The following is a 25,889-nucleotide window of genomic DNA, read 5'->3' as shown; positions in this document are numbered from 1 at the left end:
ATTCGCCGTTACCCGGATTTATTAGTACACCGTGCTATCAAGCATGCCATTACCAAACAGAAAAAGGCCACTTGGCGTTATTCAGAAGAAGCCATGGTTCAACTGGGCGAACATTGCTCAATGGCCAGTCGTCGGGCCGATGAAGCAACACGTGATGTCGCTGACTGGCTCAAATGTGAATATATGCGTGACCGTGTTGGTGAAGTTCATGAAGGCGTGATCAGTGGTGTGACTGGATTTGGCTTATTTGTTGAACTCAGTGACATCTATATAGAAGGTTTAGTCCATGTCACTTCACTGAAAAACGATTATTATCAATTTGATGCCAGTGGTCACCGCTTGATGGGTGAAAGAACGCGTAAATCTTATCGTTTAGGTGATTCAATACGTGTGAAAGTTGTACGTGTCGATTTGGATGAAAAGAAAATTGACCTTGATCTGGCTTAGGGTCTGTTGATCTTTCATAGCCGCCTCTGTTGTGACTGAAAATGCACCAATCAAGGCGCGAGGAGTGAAGTTTGTGAGATACATCCATGTATCTCACCCCTGGGGGCTTACGCTCAAAAACGTTCCTGACGTTTTTGTAGTCGCTCTAAATAAAACTACGAGTAACGCAGACCGGCGCGCCCCTCCCTGGCGCACCGGCATATAATGGGCAGGGATGCCCGAATGCCGCGATAGCAGGGATAGCGATAGCGGCCTGTCCATCCGTGGACATAAGTGGTGCATTTTCAGCCTCAACCCGTAGGGCTGGGGCTCATTCCGCCCAACTGCGTTGGAAATGATTTATGTAGAACAACTACATCGCATCATTTCCGTCTTGTTGGACAAAAAAATAGCCTCCAGCAGTGGTGGCTCTGAACGATAAACAGACCCTAAGGTCTGAATTTCCCTTGACCAGAAAAATAAAGGCAGTACAATTGTCGACTTCCTGAAAGTCACCCAATTAATTAAAGTGGCTTTTGAATAGATTTCTGTGGTGAATGTAGCTCAGTTGGTAGAGTCCCGGATTGTGATTCCGGTTGTCGTGGGTTCGAGCCCCATCATTCACCCCACTTTTTGTAATCGTCTATTACCCTCATGTGAATGTTTGTAAATAAACGATTCAGCATTATGTTTTAACAGTTGATTCAGGCTTGCACGCCACCCACACTGTTTGTATAATGCGCCTCTTGTTGCCGGTGTAGCTCAGTTGGTAGAGCAACTGATTTGTAATCAGTGGGTCGTAGGTTCAAATCCTATCTCCGGCTCCATAAATTAAATGGTCGTGTTTATACACGGCCTTTTTTTTGCCTGAAATTCGGCTTCAAAACTTTATATTGTTTATCCCGTCCCGTTTCGATAAGCATCGTGCGAGCACATTATTTTATCGATACCCGGAGCGAACAAAATTGCATACGAGCCACCTCAAAATTACTGGCCTGAACGTTTAATACGCCATCAAGTCTGATAATCGGCAAAGTTTCTGTTAAATTGTTTAGCCTAATTCCAACCAGTAAACCTAATCAAGTGAGTGATGAATGTCTTATATTGAGACGACGATGCAAAAGCTGCAACGAAGCAGTCCGGGCCAGCCAGAATTTTATCAAGCCACAGAAGAGATTCTGCAATCTATCCGCCCGTTAATCGATAAACATCCACAATACCTGCAGCAAAATATTATTGAACGCATGGTTGAACCCGAACGTCAGATCATGTTTCGGGTAGTCTGGCATGACGATGAAGGTAAAGTGCATGTCAACAAAGGCTACCGCGTTCAGTTCAGCTCAACACTTGGCCCTTACAAAGGTGGGATCCGCTTCCATCCTTCGGTAAATGCCAGCACCATTAAATTTCTCGGCTTTGAGCAGATTTTCAAAAATGCATTAACCGGGTTATCACTCGGTGGTGGCAAAGGCGGTTCAGATTTTGATCCTAAAAACCGCTCAGACCAGGAAATCATGCGCTTCTGTCAGGCTTTTATGACTGAATTACATCGTCATATCGGCGCCACAGTTGACGTTCCTGCAGGTGATATCGGTGTAGGAAAACGTGAAATCGGTTATCTGTTTGGTCAATACAAACGTTTGAACGGTAATTTTGAAGGAGTGTTAACTGGCAAAGGGCTTAACTGGGGTGGCTCGTTGGTTCGCTCTGAAGCCACTGGATATGGTCTAGTCTATTTCACCGAAAATATGCTGCAAGCCCATGATGACAGCCTGGACGGTAAAAGATGTCTGGTCTCCGGCGCAGGTAATGTTGCGATTCATACCATTGAAAAACTGTATCAGTTGGGTGCTCTGCCAGTTAGCTGTTCTGATAGCACCGGCACAATTTATCATGAAAAAGGTATCGATTTAAGGCTGGTCAGAGAACTGAAAGAGCAACGTCGCAGTGGCTTGATTGACTATCTGGAATCACATTCTGATGCCGAATTTACTCCTATCGACAAGTATCCAAAAGACGGCCATGCTGTCTGGCGCATCAAAGCCGACGCTGCATTTCCCTGTGCAACTCAAAATGAACTGACTTTAGCCGATGCAAAAGCACTGTCAGACAATGGTGTGAATTGCATTGTCGAAGGTGCCAATATGCCTTGTACCGCTGAAGCACAGGCACATATTATCAGTACAGGAATGCATTATGGTCCCGCCAAAGCCGCTAATGCAGGTGGTGTGGCAACCAGTCAGCTTGAAATGGCTCAAAATGCCAGTATGATTCAATGGTCGTTTACTGAAGTGGATAAACGGTTGCAGGAGATCATGAAAGATATCTATCAACGCTGTTCAGAAACGGCCATAGAATTTCATCAGCCATGCAATTTAGCATTAGGTGCCAATATTGCTGGGTTCCGTAAAGTCGCGGATGCTATGTTAGAGCAGGGATTGGTTTAATCACGACTATCCTTTCTTAATTTCAGGTCATAACCTTAGGATATAAAAGTGGGATCCTATTTTAAGATTGCTAAATACACCCTGATCAGCCCACTATTTTTGGCATTGCCGGTTCAGGCCGATACTGTAACCTTAAATATTATCGATCAGTATCGGCAACCGGTTTCCAATGCCGTTATTGAAATTCTCAACTCTGCTGAACTCAAAGGTTCACCATCTAATATTGCGGTAATTGATCAAATCAACAAAGCTTTTGTTCCCGAACAGATTATTATTCAGCAAGGCCAATCCGTTGATTTCCCCAACAGCGACAATATCCGCCATCATGTTTACTCTTTCTCGGAAGCCAAAACCTTTGAACTGAAGCTCTATGCCGATAAACCTGAGAAAGAAATTGTGTTTGAAAAACCCGGCGTTGTGGTGGTGGGCTGTAATATTCATGATTCGATGATTGGTTATATTTATGTCGCGCAGCACCAATTCTTTTTTTCATCTGATTTAGGTGTGGTTCATGTAGCAACAGCGGAGCCCTCCTCTCAAATCAGTATCTGGCATCCGTATGCAGCAAATGGCGCTGAAAGCCGTCAAACCTTTGAGGTAAACCAGCTAGAACAAAATGCTCTCGGGGAATACATCGTTGAGCTAGAGTTACTCCCTCCTCCGCCACGCGATTCTTTTGAGGATACTTTTGGTGCGCCTGGGCATCATTAGATTACGCACGCAAATTCTGTTATTTGCGTTAGCACTCGTGCTGATAACCACTTTGGTTATTCAGGCGATTTCATGGTGGTCTGCCAATCGTTTTAATCAGCATCAAATCGCCCAGAACATCATCGCTGCCGAAAATATTCTGCGTCAGTACATCCGCTCCACTGAAAATAATCTGGTTAACTCGGCACGCGTGCTCACAGCTGATTTCGGTTTTAAACAGGCTGTGTCGTCAGGCGATAAAGATACTATTGCCAGTGTATTGGCCAACCATGGAGCACGCATCAATGCTGATTTGATGCTGCTAACTGATTTATCCGGTAATTTAATTTCCAGCAGTCGTTCCAGCAGCAATGATGTGGCGATACTGAGCCAAATCGTACAAGACCTGCTGCAAAAACCGGCTACAGCACACATTGTCATGCTGGATAACCGAATTTATGAGCTCATACTGTTACCCGTGATGGCACCACGAACCATTGCCTATAGTCTGGTCGGTTTTGAACTTAATCAGGCAACATTGTTTGAACTTAAACATCTCACCGGGCTGGATCTGACTCTGATGAATAACGCCATTCCGGTTCATTCAACGCTCGAAGGCTTTTCCAGGGATGAACACTTTGTAAATGAAATCAATGCGGCCCATTCCAGATGGCTGTGGCTGGACAGACCTACCTTTATCAGTTCTGATTTTATGCCCGCCACCAGCAGTGAAAATCCTATCCGCTTCCTATTCACTGCTGATTTACGATCGATATACAAACAATATGATGATATGGCCTACCAAATCATCTTTATTGTGTTTTTAGTGATCCTGTTAGCAACGGTTATCAGCACCATCATCGCACACACGTTAACAACGCCTCTGGCGAAACTGGTCAAGATCGCTAATCAATTTGCCAAGGGTCATTATGATGCCTGGAGCGAACCCGGTCAGGCCAGCAGTGAAATCCGAGATTTAGCGGGTGCACTTCGCACCATGGGGCAGGAAATCAAACAACGTGAGCAAGTGGTAACCTGGCAGGCACGCCACGATGCCTTAACCGGTTTATTAAATATTCACACGATACGTGGCAACCTCAGTACGATCTTTAATGAATACGGTCGATGCGTGATTATCGCCATGTATATCCAGAATTTCAGACAGATCAATGATCGACTGGGCCCTGAAATTGCTGATGCATGTTTGTCTGCTTTGGCCAACCGACTCAATCGTTTTGAAACCAAAGCAGCTAAAACCAATGCCCGGTTAGAAGGTATCGAGTTTTTATCGGTGATTCAGTTAATCCCGGAGCAAAACCCTGAAGAGATTGTTAAAGCCCTGCTCGCCACATTAGATCAACCTTATCAAATCGGTAATATCAGTTTAAGCCTGCATTTCTATGCAGGTGTCTGTTGTTACCCAGAGCATGGTCAGGACAGTAAAGTCATGCTGCGCAGAGTCCGGATCGCAGCTGATCACGCCCGCCATAACCGTAAGGCTATACATATTTATAAAAATGGTGAGGAGGAACAACATTTAGAAGAACTAATATTGATTGAGTCCTTACAAGCCTTATTAAAACAACCTCAAAATATTGAGTTATTTTTAAACTTCCAACCTAAAGTCGAACTGCATAATAACAAAATGGAGACGGTGGAAACCCTTATCCGCTGGCATCGTCCAGGGATCGGACGCATCGCTCCTGATAAATTTATCGGTCTTGCAGAACAATCCGGCTTAATCGTTGAGCTAACCCACTGGGTCATCAATGAAACATTGAAACAGCTACGCATCTGGCGTAACCAGGGTTTGCAGTTAAACGCGGCTGTTAATGTCTCTGCAGAAGATTTAGCCCACCCAGACTTCTGCCACTATTTAAATAGCCGGATCGCGTCTTATGACATCCCGGCAGATTCGATTACGATTGAAATCACCGAGCGGGATATCATGCATGATGAAAGCTTGGGGATTGAAGTATTAAAAACCTTGAAACAGGCTGGCTTCAAAATTGCCGTGGATGATTACGGTATTGGTCAATCGTCGCTTTCAAAATTGAAAATATTACCGGTCGATGAACTGAAAATTGATATGAGTTTTATCCGCCATCTGGATACTTCCACCAAAGATCAGAAAATTGTCTGGTCCACCATTCATCTGGCACATTCACTGGGTTTAAAAGTGGTTGCCGAAGGCGTAGAAAACGCCGCCAGTTACCAACTGTTGAAAGAAATGGATTGCGATAGCGTGCAGGGATATTTAATTAGTAAACCTCGAGATGCCAATGATCTCATTGCTTGGTTAGGTGAAAATAATGCGACATATTCTGCTCCTGCTGACATTAACAGTCACTAGCCAGGTTCAGGCTGCTGATGGCAAATTACTCGCCACCCCTGGCATTTCACAAATTGAAGGTGCCGGGGGTGGCGGATTTGTACCATGGGCACAGTTAGCAGGTTATGGCAGCCGTGATGAAATTGCCGCCAATATGTTTTGCAGTGTCGCAAATGTAAATGACTACGACCTGCAAGTATGTGGTGCGCAGGCAACTTTTTATGACCGTGTCGAATTCTCGGTTGCTAAACAGAAATTTCACGTTGATGCGTTAAATCTGGATATAAAACAACGTGTGTTAGGAGTCAAAGCCAGACTTTACGGCGATGTTGTCTATAGCCGTTTTCCGCAAATCAGTCTGGGGATTCAGCATAAAAAACTCGATGATCCGACGGTAGCGTATCTGTTGGGAGCCGATGAAGATTCCGGAGCAGATATTTATCTCGCTGCCAGTAAACTCCATCTCGGTGCTATTGGCGGATATAACTGGTTATGGAATATCACTGCCCGCTCGACCGAAGCGAATCAAACCGGATTGTTAGGGTTTGGTAACGCAGAACGTGGTAATCAGCGTGAAATTGTACTTGAAGCTTCCAGCGCCATATTATTTGGCAGGCATGTTGCCTTAGGCGTTGAATATCGCCAAAAACCCGATAATTTAGGTTTAAAAGAAGATGACTGGTCAAATGTGTTTATTGCCTGGTTTCCTAATAAAGTCATTAGTCTTACAGCAGCCTGGTTGGATTTGGGTGAAATCGCCGGTGCAAAAAACCAGAAAGGTGCGTATTTTTCTGTGACAGGTTATTACTGATGCTGAGAACCTGTCGAAATAGTGTTTTTCTGCTGTGCTGTTTAGTATTTTCAGGCTGTGCCACCACTCCTCAGACAACGTTATATGACAAATTAGGTGGTGAGTCGGGCATCACTAATATCGTTGACAATCTGGTGCAGGAAATCGGCCGTGATCAGCAGATCTTTCATTATTTTGCCCAGTCACGGGTCAGCCGGTTTAAAGAAAACCTGATTGAACATTTTTGTGCAATTTCCGATGGGCCTTGTCAGTACACCGGCGACAATATGGTGGATATTCACACCGGTATGCATATCAATGAAAGAGACTTTAACCATCTGGTGGATTTATTGATTAACGCTATGGATGACGAAGGTATTCCACACAACATTCAGAACCAGCTGATTGCCAGACTGGCACCATTACGCGAAGAAATCATTTATCGCTGATTAATTTTCTTACTCCACTTTGGTTGCGTTTATCGCAAACTGTGCGATGTAAGTGAGAATCAGACGGCACAATCAGCTGCATCGACACTGTGCCGTCTTCTGAGCATAGTCATAGAATTAAGAATGCCGCCAACTGGAATTGCTCTGAAAGCTAAACAGCCCCTATGGTAAACGCCAGACTTTAATTTTCTGTCCGGTTTTAAAGCCAAACAACCGATTACCACCTACTGCCACTGCAATATATTGTTTGCCATCAATACGATAAGTAATAGGTGGTGCATTAACACCCGCCTCTGTTTTGCCACTCCAGCGTTTTTCACCAGAATCGGCATCAAAAGCCATCAGCTCACCACTACCTTCTCCGGTAAAGACCAGACCACTGGCTGTACTTAACACGCCCCCAATCAATGGGTTTTCGGTTTTCACCTGCCAGACAATCTTGCCATTATCCAAGTCAATTGCTGTTAATAAGCCATGCTTTTCCGGTGTATTTAACGGCGACATAGAGGAATATCGCACCGATTCTTTACCTTCGCTCGCGGGCTGCTGATGTAATTTGTATTCCACTGGCCAATGCATAGCTGGAATAAAGACCAAACGACGCCGAGCATCAACCGATACCGGAGACCAATTGGCTCCTCCCATTACACCTGGGTAGATAATGGTGCCTTCAGGCGTTGGAAGTGAAAACATATTTTTTTGCGGAACAAAAGCTTCGCTTTTATACAGAAAGTTGCCATTACGTCTGTCATGAACATAAAACCAGCCGGTTTTTCCTGCCTGACCAATCGCCGGAACGGGTTGGCCTCTAATCGTAATATCAAATAAGACTGGTGGACTGGCAACATCATAACCCCAGCTATCATGGGGTACCTGTTGATAATGCCAACGATAATGACCGCTACTGGCATCCAACGCTAACAAGGAACTGCTATAAAGATTATCGCCAGGTCGAGATGAGCCTTCCATCTGTGGTGACGGGTTGCCAGTTCCGAAATGCAGAATGCCCGTATGGGGGTCAATAACCGGAGTACTCCATGCTGAGGCACCGCCATAACGCCAGGCATCTTGATATTTTTTTAAAGCCGCTTTTTCTTTAGCAATATCGCGAGGCAGGGTAATACCATCAGCCGTTTTAGTAACAAAATCGCCTTCCCATCCCTCAGACTTAATCGTGTCAAATTGCCATGTCTGCTCACCAGTATGTATATCATAACCAGCCATAAAGCCACGGCGACCATATTCTCCTGCTATCCCCACTACCGTACCCAATGATGAGTCATTGTCTGTAGCATCCAGATGTAAGCCATAACCGACACCAGTGATACCGATAATAACCGTATCCTGATAGATCATCGGTGCCATATTAATGCCGGCACCGGAGGTACCCGACACGCTGCCCAACTCGGTATCATCCAGTTTGCTGACATCTTCACTGATACCAGTGTTCTCACCAATAACTCGATGATCCCAGCGTTTCTTTCCCGTTTTTGCGTCCAATGCAATCAATCGCGCATCAATCGTACCGGTGAAAACCATGCCATGGGCAACTGCCACCCCACGATTGGCCGGGCCACAGCAAATGGGATAATCCTTATCCAGATCATGTTGATAGCGCCATAACTGTTTGCCGCTCGCGGCATCCAAGGCAAGTACATCATTAAATGGCAGAGAAACATACATCACACCATCCTGTACTACCGGCGTAGCCTGAAAAGTGTCATTAACACCGGTATCAAATTCCCACGCTTCGACCAGTCCGCTGACATTGCTTTTATTGATTTGTGTCAACGTGCTATGTCGCTGATGCAAGTTATCACCACCATAAACCGGCCAATCATTTTCTGCAGCTGACAGTGGCTGCGATATGACAGCCAACAAGCCGCTTAACCAGATAAAGTCTTTTACATGCATTGTTTTCTCTCTCTCATTATTTTTTTAGTCATGATAGCAATTAATATCTGAGTGATATGCCTCATCATGCTGTTTGCATCTATTGATCCAGATCAATTACGTACCCGATAACACTACTGCAAACAATTACTCCACTTACAATCAACTCAACAACAATTTTGTTAAGCAGTTAATTTGAGGTGGAAAATGCATAAAACACTCCTGTTGGGTCTTGTTACCCTGTTGAATGTTTCCCCTGTCATGGCTAATCGTTTAGCAAATGAACCGATTAAACCTATTCAGCCGTTCATTATCACCGAACCGGATAAAGTTGAACTCGGGAAAAAACTGTTTTTCGATCCTCGCTTGTCACGTTCCGGTTTTATCTCCTGTAATTCCTGCCACAACCTTAGTATGGGGGGTAGCGATAACCTGCCGACCTCGATTGGTCATAACTGGCAACAGGGTCCTATCAACTCGCCAACCGTACTGAATTCCAGTATGAATCTGGCGCAATTCTGGGATGGTCGTGCTGCCGATTTGCAGGAACAGGCCGCCGGTCCAATTGCCAATCCAATGGAGATGGCTTTCAGCCATTCTTTAGCCATTGATGTACTGCGTTCGATTCCTCAGTACGTTGCTGAGTTCAATAAAATTTACGGCAGTGAAGAAATCACGCTGGATCAGGTCACCAATGCCATTGCTGCCTTTGAAGAAACGCTGGTCACCCCCAATTCCCGTTTTGATTTATGGTTGCAAGGCAATGACAATGCCCTGACCGACACTGAAATTGCCGGTTATCAGAAGTTCAAGCAAATCGGCTGTGTCGCCTGTCATAACGGTGAAGCCGTGGGTGGCAGCTCATTCCAAAGAATGGGTATTGTGGAGCCGTACCAAACTGATAATCCTGCTGAAGGTCGTATTGGCGTGACCGGTAAAGATGCCGATCGTTTCTCATTTAAAGTGCCAACTTTACGTAATGTTGAACTGACCTATCCTTACTTTCATGATGGTGCTTACTGGAAACTTGAAGATGCCGTGGATGTAATGGCAAGACTGCAATTGGGCCAACAACTTGAAGAAGATGACATCAAAAATATTACTGCATTTTTGAAAACGCTGACGGGTGATCAACCACAATTTGCCATTCCGCAGTTGCCACCTTCAACATCTAATACACCAATTCCTGTACCTTTCGAAAACTAATCCAATCAAAAAGCCCGGTGGAGCGAAATTTCCCCCGGGCTTTTTTCTTTAGCAGTTAATCAGGTAAATCTGCCACCCTATCCACCACTACAGCATATAAATCACGGGTAGAGGCAATTGCCGCATCCTGAACCTGTTGTGCCGTTACCAGTTTGCCCTTGCTCGCTTCCAGTGGTCGTGTCGCTGTCGCACTCGCCACCACTGTCGGTTTATATCCCAAATTAAATCCACCATGCGCAGTGGAGTTGACACACATATGGGTCATAAATCCTGCTAACACGATTTGCTCAATATTCAACGATCTCAGCCGTTCATCCAGTTCAGTTTGGATAAAAGAATTAGGAAAGTTTTTAGTGATTACAAATTCGCCATCCTGCGGTGCAACTTCACTGGAGATCTGTCCGATATCAGCCGTTAAATCATACGGCGAACCGGGGCCACCATCGTGCTGAATATGAAAGATAGGAATATTGGCAGCCCTTGCCCGTTTGAGTAATGCTTTTGCTTCAATAATCGCCTCTTCCACACCACTGAGCTGCATAACACCTCGACGGTAGGTATTCTGACAATCAATCAAAATCAAAGCCGAATCACTTAAATTTGCAGGTTGATGGCCTAAACCGACTATATCTCGCAATGTATTTGATGCTTGTGCCATAACAATCCTCATTGAATATGTTTACGCTATATAAATGTATTTTTTTAATGGAAGTGGTATTGAACTCACCTAATCCATACGATGTTGAAAACTTACCGCATAAGCTCCAGGTCTGGCCAATAAAATCGGATCCGCAGACGGCTCAATTCCTTCAGGCAAAGCCAATGGATTAAACATAGTAGCTTTTTCATAAGCTGCGGCATCCGCTTTCGCCGCATAAAGAACAATCGTTCCTAATTCGACAATTTGACGATCTTCAGGCCAAATAACAGTCGCGTCATTTACCTCATCATCTGGTGCGGCAACTTGTAAAGATAAGCGAAATTCAGCTGGTTTCTGGGGTAACCTTTCGCGAATTTCATTCATCAGATAATTTTCGTTTTGTGCTTCAGCATCAGCTTTTTCCAATGTTTTCACACCATCTAAAGGTGTCACAATATAGCGACCATAAACCGACTCACCATCAGCGTTGGTAAATTTAAATGCATTAATTCCGTGGTAAGACAGATTGGCAAAACTGGCTGGAAAGGGTTTGGGATATTCGACAAAGTGTTTGGCTTTAGGATTATCAGCTAAAAATTGTTGAATTGGTTTGGTTTCAGCTTCGGAAGTGGCAGAATCTCTTACTGCTGTGAGCATTTCTAAAAACCCTTCTGGAGTTGCCACAGGAAAACGCGGTACCGAGCTCAACACCATATCGGTATATTCCTCGTCGCCCAGATCAATACGCATAGCCATTCCTTTAGCCAATCCTCTGGGATCGTTGTCCGCTATGTCGGGAAACCCTGTTGCATTGGAAAAACGTACTACTATCGGAGAGGACTGCTGTTGCAAATGAGCAGCAGAAGTAATTTGCCGTGCCGAATCAGCAGGATGAAACTCGCCAGTTAGCACCACCCCTTTTGTATGATTAGAACGCAATCCCTCTCTTGGTCCTTTGAATAAATCGTGTTGCACATCAACAATCTTTTCGACCGTCGATTTTTCTCTTTCTTCAGCTAAAACCGGATTTATGCTGAAACCTAACAACAATGCCAGTGGCAGATAGTTTAGTGCTTTAGTGACCATTATCGATTTCCTTTTTCTGAACTCGCTGCCAGCTTTGGGCATGAAAATTTATGGTAAACCTTTATGAGCTTTTTAATGAAACTAAGTTCATGCTGAGGTAAACACCATCGCACAAAATTAATTTATCCTGAGTTGGCATAGCTTGAGTTTACTAGACGACTGGTCTAATATTAGACAACACAACTAGACGACCGGTCTAATATGACACGAAATGAAACCAGACAATTATTGATTCAAGTGGGCACTGAGGTGATTGGCAGCCATGGCTTTAATCCTACGGGATTAAATACCGTATTAAAAACCGCCGACGTACCCAAGGGGTCTTTCTATTATTATTTCGCCAGCAAAGAAGATTTTGGCCTTGCCATCATTGACGAATTCGCCATTGCCTATGCCGATAAAATCACACATTTCCTGACTAATGAAAATGTCAGTCCGCTGCAGCGGATCCGTGACTATCTGGACAATGGACTTGCCACTATCCGTGACAATAAATGTAAACGAGGTTGTTTAATCGGTACACTGGGACAAGAACTCTCCAGCCAGAATGAAACTTTCCGAGTCAGGCTGGATCAGGTCTTTGAGGGCTGGAAACAACAGTTCGGGCAATGTCTTCCAGCCGCAATCGATTGCGGTGAATTACCTGAAACATCGAACACCGAACAACTGTCCGAATTCTTATTGTCGGGATGGCAAGGTGCGATATTACGCGCCAAAATGCATTCCAGCATCACTCCCCTTCAGGCTTTTATTGATACCCTTTTTGACCGCGTATTAATTGCCCGCTAAATCTTATTATCATATTCCCGGAGGTACTTTATGAGCAAAGTCGCTCGTTTCCATCAAACAGGTGGACCAGAAGTTATTCAATTGGATGATATGGATCTGTCCGCCCCAAAAGCAGATGAAGTGCTTATCAAGGTGAACACCATTGGCCTCAATCGCGCCGAAGTCATGTTTCGCAGTGGTCAATATCTCGAAACACCCGAGCTTCCTGCCCGTTTGGGTTATGAGGCCTCAGGCGTCATTGAACAACTGGGCAGCAATGTCAGTCAGTTCAACATCGGTGACAAGGTCAATGCGATCCCGGCTTTTTCGATGAATCAATATGGCACTTATGCTGAACAAGCCGTTCTGCCGGTTCATGCCATCGTTAAACAGCCAGCTAACCTTTCAGATGTAGAAGCAGCCGCTATCTGGATGCAATATCTCACCGCCTGGGGTGCATTAATTGATATCGGTCATCTATCAGCCGGACAGACCTTGTTGATTCCTGCTGCCTCAAGCAGTGTCGGGCTTGCTGCTATTCAGATCGCCAATCTGGTTGGCGCCATTCCTGTCGCTATTACACGAACTGCCGCTAAAAAAGCATCATTAGAACAACATGGTGCAAAGCATGTCATTGTCAGTGAAACCGACAAAATAGCCAAACAGGTTCAGCTTATAACCGACGGCAAAGGTGCAGATATGGTGTTTGACCCGGTCGCCGGTCCGGCGTTAACTGAATTGGCAGATGCCTGCGGCCGCTTTGCTCAATTGTTTATCTATGGTGTACTGGATACTGAAATGACACCTTTCCCGCTACTGGCCGCTTTAAGCAAAGGCCTGACAGTTCGTGGCTACACACTGTTTGAAATAACTCAGGATGCCAAACGACTACAGCACGGAATTGAATTTATCGAACAAGGTATCGCTGCAGGTCAGCTGAAACCGGTTATCGCTAAAACCTTTACTCTGGATGACATAGTCGCTGCCCATCAGTACATGGAATCCAATCAACAAATCGGCAAAATCGTTGTTACCACGAAAAACGCCTAATCGTTTACCCAATGGAGAATTCTGACATGAAGTTTACCCTCAAAACTCTTAGCACTTTAACGCTTGCTTCATTAGGTTTAATCAGCGGTGCCAGCTTTGCCGGTGCTGCCGATGTTGAACAAAATCTGCATAAACTCAATGTACCGGAGGGCTTTAAAGTAGAAGTGTATGCCGAAGTGCCGGGCGCACGCCAAATGGCACTCGGACAATCCACCGGCACGGTATTTGTCGGTACCCGTGGTTCTAAAGTCTATGCAGTGGTAGATCGCAATAAAGACCGTAAAGCGGATGAAGTGGTCACCATTCTCGATGATCTTAAAGTCGGTAACGGCGTCGCCATGTATCAGGGTAATTTATATGTGGCCGAGCAAAACCGCATCGCCCGCTATGCTGCCCCCGGATTTGATCTGACACTGCCTTTTAAAGAAATGCGCGAAGTGATTTATGAAGATCTGCCCGACAAAGCCCATCACGGCTGGCGTTATATTGATTTCGGACCGGATGGCAAACTTTATGTCACCGTCGGTGCACCATGTAATATCTGTGACGTAGAAGGCATTGAGGCCACCATTATCAGAATGAATCCGGATGGTACTGATGCCGAAATTTATGCCGAAGGCATTCGTAACTCGGTCGGCATGGACTTCCAGCCGGAAACCGGTGTGCTGTATTTCACTGATAACGGTGGCGATATGCTGGGTGATGATATTCCACCTGAAGAGCTTAATGCAGCGCCGGAAAAAGGTTTGCATTTCGGCTTTCCTTATTACGTTGGTGGCGATACCCAACATGACGACTGGAAAGACAAAACACCACCTAAAGATGTCACCTTCCCGGTGGCAGAATTCCAGGCACACACCGCCGGACTTGGTATGAAGTTTTACACCGGCAACATGTTCCCGGAAGACTTTAAAGGCGATGTGATTATTGCCCAACATGGATCATGGAACCGCACGGAGCCTGTTGGCTACCAACTGGTTCGAGTCACATTTGATGACAATCATCAGGTCAGCGGCCAGGAAACCTTTATTGACGGTTGGCTTGTTGATGGTGAAGCCTGGGGTCGTCCAACTGATGTATTGCAGTTACCAGATGGCTCAGTTCTGGTCTCGGATGATTTTAATGGTGTGATTTACCGTGTCAGTTATGGTGAAGAAGCTGCTACAACCAAAACAGCGACGCATTCCACCAAAACAGTCGAAGGGCTGGTGATGCCAGAATCAGCAATTGCCCATCCGGATGGCAGAGTGTTTGTCACAGAAATCGGCGAATTTGGTAAACAAGGCGATGGCAAAGTGACTGTGGTAAACACCGATGGCAGCACTGAAACACTGGTCGATGGCCTTAATGATCCAAAAGGCATCGATATGTTTAACAACACATTGTATGTTGCCGATGTCGATCAGTTAGTTAAAATCAGCCTTGATGGCCAAAGCGAAGTGATGGTCAAAGCTGATGGTTTCCCCGGTAAACCCGTGTTTCTCAATGATGTTGAAATCGATGGTCACGGCAATATCTATGTATCTGACAGTGGTGACGATGACGGTAAACATGCTGGTATCTATCTAATCACTGCCGATGGCAAAGTCAGCGAAATCATCAATGCCAAATCAGGCATTAAACGCCCCAATGGTCTGTTGATGGATGGTTACAACAAAATGCTGGTGGCTGATTTTGGTACCGGTGATTTATTCCAGCTGGATATCGCCAAAGGCAAAGCCACTAAAGTAAACAGCGGCTTTGGCGGCGCTGATGGTCTGGTTCGAGATACTGATGGTTTCTTGTATATCAGTGACTGGGCTAACGGTAAGGTATGGCAATTGAATGAACCTAAAGCCACCCCGCAACTTATCACCGACGAATATGAATCCGCTGCCGATATTGCCTTATCTGCAGATGGTAAACATATTCTGATGCCCGATATGAAAGCCGGAAAACTGTATTTCCTGCCGATTAAATAAGTCTTATCCAAACTCTCAAAAGCCGGGATTCGTCCCGGCTTTTTTGTATTTCAAACAACGCCATCCTAGTTTTGTGAAACAGGAAAAAATCCTTCAGCTTGAATTAAGATTTTGCTGCTAAATTTGCCTCCACGCTGTTAAAGACTGCGTATTAACGTTTAACAATATGCTTGTTTATCGTGGGGTTCGATATGAGAAAGAAACGTCCTGTTAACCAATTTCTAAAACTGAGCTTTCATGGTTTTTTAGCGATGGCGCTGCTGATCCAGATGGCCTTTCAATGGTTATTCCCATTTGGCAAACTGATGCGAAGCCTGCAACGCATAAAGCTCATTCCAAAGTTTTTTAATCACCATCAAAAAATAAAAATCTGATGGCATTAACCCAGCAGTTGATAGAGCAAAATAAGATTCAACACCACGCTCAAAATAGCAAACATTTGCCAGAATCGTAATGGGTGGCGCTCAATCAACGGGACATATTCATCCTGTAAAAATGCCGGGTTGGGTTTTGCCAGATCAGTTTGCAGCTCGGATAAGACCTCATAACGACGTTGTGGATTTAGCTGAACCGATTTCTGAATAGCCTTATCAACCCAGATCGGGATATCGGCTTGCAGTTGTATTAACGATTGATAGTTCAACCGACTCAAGTCCTGTCGATTGGTGGCTTTCTCAAATTGTTTGCCGTACGGCAAGTGGCCACTGAGCAGATTATAAATAATCGATCCCAAGGCGAACTGATCGGCCTGCACACCCGCCTGTTCACCCAGCAGATATTCCGGTGCTGTATATTCTCTGGTGCCCAGTAACGTCTTACGTTTTATCGGTGAAACTACATCAGCAATACCGGCGATGCGGGTGGAGCCAAAATCAATAATTTTTACCACGCCTTCATCACTAAGCATGATATTGCCGGGCTTGAGATCCTGGTGCAGCATATCCAACCGATGAAATGCCCGCAGTCCGGAGATAAGCTGCGGCACTATCTGCCGGACTTCACCCAGACTCAATGGTCCTTCATCATCCAGTTTCTGTTGCAGGGTTTTGCCCGCGACATATTCCATTACATAATACAAAAAGCGTCGTGGACGCTGCTGTTCGACAATCCTCACTACATGGGCATTATCAATTCGCCTGCCTATCCACTCTTCCAATTGGAAGCGTTCCAGATACGCCGGATCATCTTCAAAATTCACTGATGGTGTTTTTAATACAACTTTTTGACCGCTATCAGTATCAATGGCCAGATATAGCTGGCTGGTGGAGCTGGCATGCAATTCGCGCAATACCCGGTATCCATCGAGAATCACACCTTCATATAATTCCGGAGGGAACGGTAAAGCCGTTAACTTTGCATAGACTTCATCCGGTTTTGGCTCCGCTAACTGGTCGATACAAAACAGTTGGCAACTGACATTATCGCCACTGCCGTTTTGCAACGCTAAAGTGCACAGTGCTTTGGCACACTGTTCAGGGTCTCTATTTTCACTAACCAGTTTTTTAATGATGTTATCGGTGACAAATTCATAAACCCCATCGGTCATTAATATAAAAACGTCACCCTGCTCAACACTGAGGTTTTTGTAATCGATTTCCAGTGCGTAATCGACACCAAGTGCCCGGCCCAAATACTCCTTACCTTCATCAAGTTTGATACGGTGGTCTTGAGTGAGTTGCTCTAACGTATTGTTGCGAAACAAATAGATCCGGGCATCGCCGACATGAAATAAATGAGCCGTAATCGATTTGATAATCACCGCCGAAAAGGTGGTGGCAAAGCCGCGCGACATTTCCCGAAATTGATGGCTCTGCCCGCATAGCCAGACATTAATCGCGGTTAAGACTTTGCCACCTGATTGTTTAACAGACCAGGTATCAGGGGTACTGAAATAATCGGCAATAAAGCCAGTGATGGCAGCATGACTGGCTTCACGTGCCTGTTCGCTGCTGCTGATACCATCGGCAATGGCGCAGATGGCACCTTTACTCTCCAGCAGCAAGCTATTCTCAGGGGCATAAAAACCGATGGCATCCTGATTTTCAGCTTTGATGCCAGCCTGAGAATATTGTCCGCAACGGACTTTCAGCATGATCTTATCCCGTTATCAATGCACGTCGATCATTTGCACGGTGCCATCAGGCAACACTTCTGCCATCTGGCCGCGTGGCTCATCCATAAATTGCACGATAATCAAAGTTACTACCGCAGTTGCGGCAATCACCCAGAAAAATAATTGGGCAGAAACCACTGACAGAACAGTTAAAAATAACAATGCACCAACATTACCATACGCTCCCGCCATACCGGCAATTTGTCCGGTCAAACGACGTTGTACTAAAGGCACAACCGCAAATACCGCACCCTCACCGGCTTGTACGAAGAAAGAACAGCACATGGTGGCCAATACAGCTAATACAATAAACCATTCCGGGGTTATCAGCCCCATCACAAAATAGCCGACTGCCAGGCCTGCCAGACATATTGTTAACGTCAGTTTGCGGCCCAATTTATCACTGAAGTAACCACCGGTTGGCCGTGACACCAGATTCATAAAAGCAAAACCAGAGGCCAGTAAACCAGCCTGTACTACAGTGATATTAAAGGTTTCACTGAAAAACAATGGCAACATTGATACTACCGCCAACTCAGAACCAAACGTCGCCAGATAGGCCATATTTAACACTGCCACCTGCTTGAATTTATAGCGATGAATTTCCGGAACCGGGGTGTGGAATATGGATTTGTTAACCTGATAAATGTGATAAAGCTGGTACAAAAACAATACCACCAAACCAGCATAAATCATCACTGTGATCGATTCGGAGAGTAAGGCAACGCCATTGGGAGACAGTTTCCATGCCAGCAATCCCAAAGCGCCATACATTGGAATGGTCATCAAGATTAACAACAAAAAGTCACCTTTACTGGTCACTTCCATCGCACCGGATTTTTTCGGTTTGAAATAAGTCGACCCTTTAGGGGTATCAGAAACGCTGTTGTAATAGATAAACGCATAAATCAATGCGATAAAACCGGTCAAAGCCACCGCATAGCGCCAGCCTTCATCACCACCAAACATCAACGCAATAGTCGGCAGACTCATCGCTGCTGCTGCAGAACCGAAATTACCCCAGCCACCATAGATGCCTTCAGCAAGACCAACTTGTTTAGCGGGAAACCATTCCGAAATCATCCGGATACCGATAACAAAACCGGCACCGACAAAACCCAGTAAAAACCGAGCTAAGGCCATTTGCTCGAAGGTATCGGCCAACGCAAAAAAGAAACACAGCATGCTGGAAATGCCCAGCAGCAATGAATACATGATTTTGGGACCGTATTTATCGACCAGCATCCCAACAACAATACGAGCTGGAATAGTCAACGCGACATTGAGGATCAATAAGGTTTTGATTTGCTGATCAGTGAGACCAAGGGTTTCTTTAATGGAAACTAATAGCGGTGCATGGTTAAACCAGACCACAAAACTGATAAAAAAAGCCATCCAGCTGAGATGTAAGATGCGGCTGTTACCGCTGAAGGATAAAAACTTTAGAGTAGATGCAGACATGGAGTTCTCGCTTCAGAACGTTTGACCAACATTGGTCAACCTCTTAAGCGGGAAGCGTGCCAACTTATAAGCTATTGATTTAACTTATATTGAACACTTTAAACAAGTATCTAATGCACTTATTTAAATCAAACTGGCGCTTAGCGCACCATGGCTGTGCAATGTTCAGGTGACAAATGCCACGGCATTTTTACCGGATTGTTTCACCCGATACATCGCTTCATCAGCCGCTTTCAATAAAGCATCTATGTCTTCACCATCCTCAGGATAGCGGGCAATACCAATACTGGCACCCACCTGACACGGGCAGTCTTCAATCATCATCGGTTCGGACAGCGTGGCAATGATTTTCTCTCCCACTGCCTGTATATGTTGGTTTTGTGATACGTCACTGAGCAGCACCACAAACTCATCCCCACCAATCCGAAAGACAGTATCACACGCTCGCAGCCGTTGACTGATACGCTGCGCCACCTCAATCAGCAACGCATCACCGATATGATGCCCGTATAAATCATTCACTGATTTAAAGTCATCCAAGTCAATAAACATCATCGCCAGTGAACTGCCTTTCCGTTGTGCCTGCAAAATAGCCTGATGCGCCAATAGACTGAACTGTGCCCGATTGGCAAGACCGGTCAGGCTGTCTTTATGGGCCATATCGGTCAGCGCCAGTTCCAGCTGTTTACGTTCGGTGATATCACGAATATCAGCGCTGAGTTCAATAGTGCGACCATCTTCACTTCGATTCAGCTGCAGCAGCATTTCGGCATCAATTAACTCGTTATCCGCTCTGACCAGCTGTACTTCACACCGGCTATAAGGCAGAGGACGAAACCGCTTGGCCAGCAACAATAAATGTGAAATGCGCGAGGCGGACTCCTGACTGAATAATCGATGATAGGGCTGCCCCAGATAATACATTTCATCGTTTTGCAGCAATAATTTGACCGAGGCACTGATAAAGGTAATACGACTGGTGGCGGAATTAATACCAATAACAATATCCGAGCTTTTCTCCATTAACTTGCTGAAATATTGCTCACGCCGAATCAAACGGTTAATCGCCATGGCAAACGACAACAGGATCAGAATCACGATTATGGTCTGCAATCCACGTAACAGATAGGTCTGACGTTTGGCTGATGCTTCAAGTTGATTGGTCAATTTATTCATTAAAGCAAGCAGTTGCAGGTTATCTGCCACCATGGCATCAACCAGTTTGTCCAATGTGGAATCGCTAAGCTGCATCTGTTGGATCGAGCGATAGAGAGGTTCCCACAAGGCCAGTGATTGCATCAGCGTTTTCTGAATAACCGTCTCTTTAAGCTGCCCAACCTCGATCAAATGGCCATCAGCACTAAGCGTTTCTCCGCCAAAACTCATCGCTTTCAGGGTTTGATCAAACAGTGCCATGGCATCCATCACTTCATGATAGGCCGCTTGGGTATCTAAACCTTGTTCTTGCTGATAATGCATCAGCAATAGCGATTTCGTCATTTTCTGGGACAGCATGCGTTGCCGACCGGAAATATTGATATTAATGGACGAGGCTTCCAATTGAGCAGAAATACCATAGTTCATTGCCAGTAAGGTGATATCAAATATCACAACCAAACTGAGCGGCAATAGAAAATGCCGGTACTTTTTAATAACCTCGAACATGCTCCCCCCTGACGTAGCATTGCTCATTTTATGGTGTTAGTACTTTAAAGTATTAATCGTCCTGCCAGTCCAGATCACAACAAAACACATACAGCTTGTTATGCACTACTACTGTCTGAGAAACCGTAATGCACATTCTCGAGTCTGCAACGGATAGATACGGCCGACTGACCTGCATTTCACCTGGGTGTTCAATTGCCCGAAAGTGATAATGTTTATGGGACCAATTGGCATTATCTCCAGACAACAAGGGGGTAAAACGGGCGTCCATTTTTTGTTGATAATGTGGGGAATAAACATTGCGCGCCATCTGAAATCCGACTTCGTCCAGCAGATAGCAGCGCACAGCACGTTTTTCTATAAACAGAATATTGGTGCTGGTATCAAACGCATTGGTAATGGAGAACTCACTGACTGCCTGACGAAACAGGGATTCGATTTTTTTGAAATCCTGATTCATCTGGTGACTGTTTTTAAAGCGCTGTCGCTGTTGAATTTTCAGCAGATGGTCAATCATTTCAGCAAATTTCAGATTGTGGGTAATACGCGGTTGCGGTTTGGCGAAATAGAACCCCTGAACCATATCGGCGTTTGCGGCGATAGCAACTAAAGCTTCACGCTCAGTTTCAACCCCTTCAATGATGACCAGACTGCCCGCTTCATGAATCAACGACACCACACCGGTCAAAATTCGTTCCACACGACTTGAAGTCCCGGCACCATGAATCATACTGCGATCGATTTTGACGATATCCGGTTCCAGCTCCCAAATACGATCAAAATTCGAATGACCCGCTCCAAAATCATCAATGGCAATCAGGCAACCTAAATCCCGAAAGTGCCGAATCAAACTGCGAAGGTATTGCCTGTCATCAATCTCACTTTCCAGAATTTCTATCACAACTCTTTGCGGTGGAATACCAGTCTGCTCAAACAGGTTATTCATAAAACCGGCATCGGGTCGCTCAGAGACCAGACATTGTGAATTCAGATTTAAAAATAACCAGGCTTCCCCGTTCGGCTGCCGGGCAAAATTATGCATATGCAGACGGCGGCAAAGACGATCTAAAGACAGGTTTTCCACACCGGTCTGTGGAATAGCCAGTAACTCTACAGGTGAATGCGGATGTTTTTGCGGATCAACGGCGCGGATCAAACCTTCATAACCGACCGGACGACGATGCGAAATGCTGAAAATGGGCTGAAAATGGCTGCTTAACGTTAAATCATGATAATCAGCCGTCACATAGAGACTGGTGTGTTCAGCTTTTTGCATCTGCTGCATAGGCCTGCCTTTAATTTCAAAATTGGATACAACTGTGTTCAACATATATTACTTCTATTGTTATCGGCCCAATCACCGAGAAGTTTTGTTAAATATTAAACCTGCCCTATCGGGCAGGTTTAATTCACATTTGCATCCATGCCTACGCGTTATTAACGTATCTTGTTAACGCATCAGGCAACTTTCCTGGCATGCCTTTGATGCAAAAATTTAATTACTTCCGAGCGATAGTGGTTGTAATCGGGATTGTCCGCCAGTGCCAGACGTTGTCTTGGTCGTGGCAGATCCACCTGCAGAACTTCACCGATTGTAGCGGCCGGTCCGTTGGTCATCATGACAATTTTATCGGAAAGTAAAACTGCCTCATCCACATCATGGGTAATCATAATAACGGTGTTGTTCAGATCTGCCTGAATTTCCATCAATGAATCCTGCAAATGCGCACGAGTTAAGGCATCCAATGCACCAAATGGCTCATCCATTAACAATACTTTTGGCTCCATTGCCAAAGCCCGTGCAATGCCGATTCGTTGTTTCATACCACCGGAAATCTCGGCCGGCAGTTTGTCCTTGGCATGGGTCATATGCACCAACTCAAGGTTGTGCAAGGTCCAGTCACGAATTTGCTGACGATTCCGGGTTTTACCAAACACTGATTTCACCGCCAATTCGACATTTTGATAACAAGTAAGCCACGGAAACAAGGCATGATTCTGGAACACGATGGCCCGATCCGGACCTGGTTCATTGACTTCTTTACCCTGCAAAATAACGCCGCCCTCAGTTGCCTGATACAGACCGCCAACAATATTCATCACTGTGGATTTGCCACAACCCGAATGGCCAATAATACTGACAAATTCACCTTTGTTGATTTGTATATTCACCTTGTCCAACGCGCGGAACGGGCCATTGGCAGTAGGGAAATCAATGCTGACATGATCGATATTTAAATAACTTTCCATTTCGTATTCTCCTACCGAATATTTGCGGTTTTGTCATATGAGAAAAATTTCTGCAGCGTGAGCATGATGCGATCCAATACAAAGCCAATCAGACCGATTGCCAATACTGCCACCATGATGCGACTCAGAGAATTGGAACTGCCATTTTGGAACTCATCCCAGACAAACTTTCCGAGTCCCGGATTCTGTGCCAGCATTTCAGCTGCTATCAACACCATCCAGCCAATACCAAGGGAAATTCTCAAACCGGTAAAAATCATTGGAATCGATGAAGGAATCACAATTTTCCACACCGTGGTGAAATAGCTCAGCCGTAATACCTTGCCGACGTTAAGCAAATCCCGGTCGATGGATGACACCCCGACCGCTGTATTAATCAAGGTCGGCCACAATGAACACAACATCACGGTGATGGCTGATGTAATAAATGATTTGGAAAACATCGGATCAGCCGAGACATACACCGCACTGACCACCATTGTCACAATCGGTAACCAGGCTAATGGAGAAACCGGTTTAAAAATCTGAATCAACGGGTTGATTGCGTTATACAGATTTTGACTCAGACCGCTGACAATACCAATGGGGATCGCTATCAGACTGGCTAATAGAAAACCGACAAACACGGTAAACAGACTGGTCCAGATTTGATCGACAAATGTGGCCCTGCCGGTATAGTCGCGCACCCGAATTTCAGCATCCGGATTTTTTGCCAGCGTTTCAGCATTGCGTTCTGCCTGACGTTGATAAAAGTCGCTGGCCCTTTGACGTTCTGCCTGATGCTCAGCATTCAGAACTTTGACCTGTTCCCACACCTGAACCGGCCCTGGTAATTGGCCAAGGCTAGTATCGACCTTCGCAGCGCCTATGTGCCAGAACATCAAAAAGGCCAGCATTGCCAGCAGCGGTAAACCAATCATTTTGGTGAGTTGTTGAAACTGGAATCCTGCTGGCTCCCCACTGGCGATTTTCGCCAGTGGTACAAACCAGTTCAGTCCTGTCAGCTCAAGAAAGTAGATAACTTTATCTTTCATATGAATTCATCTTCGTCCGTTAATGAAAAGCAGGTGGTTAATCCACCTGCTCCTCGCCTTTCAGGCCAATAGCAAATTTTTCCAGGTAAGCATTTGGTGCTGTACCGTCATATTCAATGCCGTCGATAAACTCATTTTGTGGTGGTTTAAATCCTGTTTCAGTTGAAAAATCAGGAAAATCCGCTGCGCTTAATTTGCCCTCTTCAATCAACTCCATTGCTGCCATTTGATAAATGTCTGGACGATAAACCTTCTTGGCCATATCGGTGTACCAGCTATCAGGCTTGGCTTCGGATATTTGTCCCCAACGACGCATCTGTGTCAGATACCAGATAGCATCACTGTAAAAAGGATAGGTTGCGTGGTGACGGAAAAACACGTTGAAATCCGGGGTTTCACGTTTATCACCTTTTTCATATTCAAAGGTGCCGGTCATACTGTTGGCAATCACATCGTAATCCGCACCAACATAATAACTTTGTGAGAGGATTTTCACGGCTTCAGGGCGGTTGGCATTGTTCTCAGCATCCAGCCAATGTGCTGCACGAATCAAGGCTTTAACTAAAGCAATATGGGTGTTGGGATGTTTATCCGCCCATTGCTGACTGACACCGAAGACTTTTTCCGGATTGTTTTTCCAGATGTCATAGTTGGCAATAACTGGCACACCAATGCCCATAAATACGGCTTGCTGATTCCATGGTTCGCCAACGCAATAACCATCAATTGTTCCAGCTTCCATCGTAGAGGGCATTTGAGGTGGCGGTGTGACGGAAAGCATGGCTTCTGCTTGTAGCTGACCACTACTATCACCTTTGTGTGGCGCGTAATAGCCAGGATGAATACCACCAGCGGCCAGCCAATAACGTAATTCGTAGTTATGGGTAGACACCGGGAATACCATACCCATATTGAATGATTTGCCTTGCTGCTTAAACGAGTCAATGACCGGTTTAAGTGATTCAGCACTGATCGGATGTTGTGGTGTTCCATCTTCACGCGTCGGAATATGCGGTTTCATTTGCTCCCATACCCGATTGGAAACCGTGATGGCATTACCATTCAGATCCATACTGAAAGCAGTAATGATATCGGCCTGGGTACCATATCCAATGGTGGCACCAAGCGGTTGACCGGCCAACATATGCGCGCCATCCAGTGCACCGTTTATTACACCATCCAGCAGTACTTTCCAGTTGGCCTGAGCTTCCAGTGTGACGTACAAACCTTCATCTTCAAAAAAACCTTTTTCCTTGGCAATTGCCAGTGGCGCCATATCGGTAAGCTTAATAAAACCAAGGCGAAGGTCTTCTTTCTCCAGTTCGCCGGGAGCAGCGACTAAAGATGTTGAAAAGCTGATAACAGAGAGTAAGCCGATGGCAGACAGCCAACGACGCAAAGGATTTGAATTTACTTTGGGTAAAGACATGGTTAACTCCAACAGTTAGGACGGAAAACGGCGGCGTTGCCCGGTACCGGGGAAATTATTTCCTGAACGGTTTTCAATCCTGCGTTGGATTGGTTTGGAGACCAATCTGCAGTTAACATGCCAATTACATACCTATTTAAAACTATATGATTTTCAGTCACTTAAAATATCGCACAAACAAAAAGTCTTCTCAACTTGC

The 25,889-nt window shown here is 45.3% G+C and carries 20 protein-coding genes and 2 tRNA genes; 12 read left to right on the top strand and 10 right to left on the bottom strand.

The genetic code is table 11. From position 1 onward, the window contains the following. The 8 genes from Q7V21_RS07380 to Q7V21_RS07345 all read left to right on the top strand — a co-directional run. Nucleotides 1–447 (top strand): S1 RNA-binding domain-containing protein (locus Q7V21_RS07380; protein WP_304916665.1); only part of this gene is annotated, 447 nt, incomplete at its 5' end. 532 nt (nt 448–979) lie between these two features. Continuing rightward, a tRNA-His gene (locus Q7V21_RS07375) sits at nt 980–1,055 on the top strand. 122 nt (nt 1,056–1,177) lie between these two features. Further along, nucleotides 1,178–1,253, top strand: a tRNA-Thr gene (locus Q7V21_RS07370). 267 nt (nt 1,254–1,520) lie between these two features. After that, entirely contained in the window at nt 1,521–2,873 is a 1,353-nt protein-coding gene (gdhA, locus tag Q7V21_RS07365) for an NADP-specific glutamate dehydrogenase (protein WP_304916664.1), read from the top strand. 48 nt (nt 2,874–2,921) lie between these two features. Beyond that, nucleotides 2,922–3,584 (top strand): methylamine utilization protein, encoded by a 663-nt coding sequence (locus Q7V21_RS07360; protein WP_304916663.1) that lies wholly within the window; start codon nt 2,922–2,924, stop codon nt 3,582–3,584. Then, on the top strand, nt 3,565–5,916 hold the full coding sequence (locus Q7V21_RS07355; protein ID WP_304916662.1) for a bifunctional diguanylate cyclase/phosphodiesterase: 2,352 nt from the start codon (nt 3,565–3,567) through the stop codon (nt 5,914–5,916). The genes Q7V21_RS07360 and Q7V21_RS07355 overlap by 20 nt, the downstream gene beginning before the upstream one ends. Next, the gene (locus Q7V21_RS07350; RefSeq protein ID WP_304916661.1) at nt 5,876–6,706 is read left to right on the top strand and encodes a DUF3034 family protein; all 831 of its coding nucleotides are present in this window, start codon (nt 5,876–5,878) and stop codon (nt 6,704–6,706) included. Before Q7V21_RS07355 ends, Q7V21_RS07350 begins: the two co-directional genes overlap by 41 nt. Next, on the top strand, nt 6,706–7,134 hold the full coding sequence (locus tag Q7V21_RS07345) for a group 1 truncated hemoglobin (protein WP_304916660.1): 429 nt from the start codon (nt 6,706–6,708) through the stop codon (nt 7,132–7,134). The genes Q7V21_RS07350 and Q7V21_RS07345 overlap by 1 nt, the downstream gene beginning before the upstream one ends. Before the next feature lie 162 nt (nt 7,135–7,296). On the opposite strand, the gene Q7V21_RS07340 is transcribed toward Q7V21_RS07345, so the two are convergent. Next, nucleotides 7,297–9,048 carry a PQQ-binding-like beta-propeller repeat protein gene (locus Q7V21_RS07340; RefSeq protein WP_304916659.1) on the bottom strand — a complete coding sequence of 584 codons (1,752 nt, stop codon included), beginning with the start codon at nt 9,046–9,048 and terminating at the stop codon, nt 7,297–7,299. A 186-nt stretch (nt 9,049–9,234) separates the two neighbouring features. Between Q7V21_RS07340 and Q7V21_RS07335 the strand changes: the two genes are divergently transcribed. After that, nucleotides 9,235–10,233, top strand: coding sequence for a cytochrome-c peroxidase (locus Q7V21_RS07335; RefSeq protein ID WP_304916658.1), 999 nt, complete (start codon nt 9,235–9,237; stop codon nt 10,231–10,233). Between the two features lie 55 nt (nt 10,234–10,288). Here the strand turns inward: Q7V21_RS07335 and Q7V21_RS07330 are convergent, their stop codons facing one another. Continuing rightward, nucleotides 10,289–10,891 (bottom strand): cysteine hydrolase family protein, encoded by a 603-nt coding sequence (locus tag Q7V21_RS07330; RefSeq protein WP_304916657.1) that lies wholly within the window; start codon nt 10,889–10,891, stop codon nt 10,289–10,291. A 69-nt stretch (nt 10,892–10,960) separates the two neighbouring features. Then, complete coding sequence (locus Q7V21_RS07325) at nt 10,961–11,959, bottom strand: catalase family peroxidase (protein WP_304916656.1); 999 nt, start codon at nt 11,957–11,959, stop codon at nt 10,961–10,963. A 201-nt stretch (nt 11,960–12,160) separates the two neighbouring features. On the opposite strand from Q7V21_RS07325, the gene Q7V21_RS07320 reads away from it, so the two are divergent. The 3 genes from Q7V21_RS07320 to Q7V21_RS07310 are packed head-to-tail and all read left to right on the top strand — an operon-like array spanning nt 12,161 to nt 15,738. Beyond that, entirely contained in the window at nt 12,161–12,748 is a 588-nt protein-coding gene (locus tag Q7V21_RS07320) for a TetR/AcrR family transcriptional regulator (protein WP_304916655.1), read from the top strand. A gap of 30 nt (nt 12,749–12,778) precedes the next feature. Continuing rightward, a complete protein-coding gene (locus Q7V21_RS07315; protein WP_304916654.1) occupies nt 12,779–13,777 on the top strand; it encodes a zinc-dependent alcohol dehydrogenase family protein in 999 nt (332 codons plus the stop codon). Between the two features lie 26 nt (nt 13,778–13,803). After that, nucleotides 13,804–15,738 (top strand): PQQ-dependent sugar dehydrogenase, encoded by a 1,935-nt coding sequence (locus tag Q7V21_RS07310; protein ID WP_304916653.1) that lies wholly within the window; start codon nt 13,804–13,806, stop codon nt 15,736–15,738. Nucleotides 15,739–16,117: 379 nt separating this feature from the next. On the opposite strand, the gene Q7V21_RS07305 is transcribed toward Q7V21_RS07310, so the two are convergent. From Q7V21_RS07305 to Q7V21_RS07275, 7 genes are all read right to left on the bottom strand, one after another. Beyond that, on the bottom strand, nt 16,118–17,830 hold the full coding sequence (locus Q7V21_RS07305) for a bifunctional protein-serine/threonine kinase/phosphatase (protein ID WP_304916652.1): 1,713 nt from the start codon (nt 17,828–17,830) through the stop codon (nt 16,118–16,120). A gap of 15 nt (nt 17,831–17,845) precedes the next feature. Next, nucleotides 17,846–19,312, bottom strand: a complete 1,467-nt coding sequence (locus Q7V21_RS07300) for a NarK family nitrate/nitrite MFS transporter (RefSeq protein ID WP_304916651.1) — start codon at nt 19,310–19,312, stop codon at nt 17,846–17,848. Between the two features lie 165 nt (nt 19,313–19,477). After that, nucleotides 19,478–20,977, bottom strand: a complete 1,500-nt coding sequence (locus tag Q7V21_RS07295; RefSeq protein WP_304916650.1) for a diguanylate cyclase domain-containing protein — start codon at nt 20,975–20,977, stop codon at nt 19,478–19,480. A gap of 52 nt (nt 20,978–21,029) precedes the next feature. Further along, complete coding sequence (locus Q7V21_RS07290) at nt 21,030–22,262, bottom strand: EAL domain-containing protein (protein ID WP_304916649.1); 1,233 nt, start codon at nt 22,260–22,262, stop codon at nt 21,030–21,032. 173 nt (nt 22,263–22,435) lie between these two features. Continuing rightward, nucleotides 22,436–23,227, bottom strand: coding sequence for an ABC transporter ATP-binding protein (locus Q7V21_RS07285; protein ID WP_304916648.1), 792 nt, complete (start codon nt 23,225–23,227; stop codon nt 22,436–22,438). A gap of 11 nt (nt 23,228–23,238) precedes the next feature. Next, the gene (locus tag Q7V21_RS07280; protein ID WP_304916647.1) at nt 23,239–24,261 is read right to left on the bottom strand and encodes an ABC transporter permease; all 1,023 of its coding nucleotides are present in this window, start codon (nt 24,259–24,261) and stop codon (nt 23,239–23,241) included. Nucleotides 24,262–24,298: 37 nt separating this feature from the next. Further along, nucleotides 24,299–25,690, bottom strand: coding sequence for a CmpA/NrtA family ABC transporter substrate-binding protein (locus tag Q7V21_RS07275; RefSeq protein ID WP_304916646.1), 1,392 nt, complete (start codon nt 25,688–25,690; stop codon nt 24,299–24,301). Between the last annotated feature and the right edge of the window lie 199 nt (nt 25,691–25,889).

It is taken from the genome of Methylophaga sp. (genome assembly GCF_030651745.1).
This window is presented reverse-complemented; position numbering and strand designations above follow the sequence as displayed.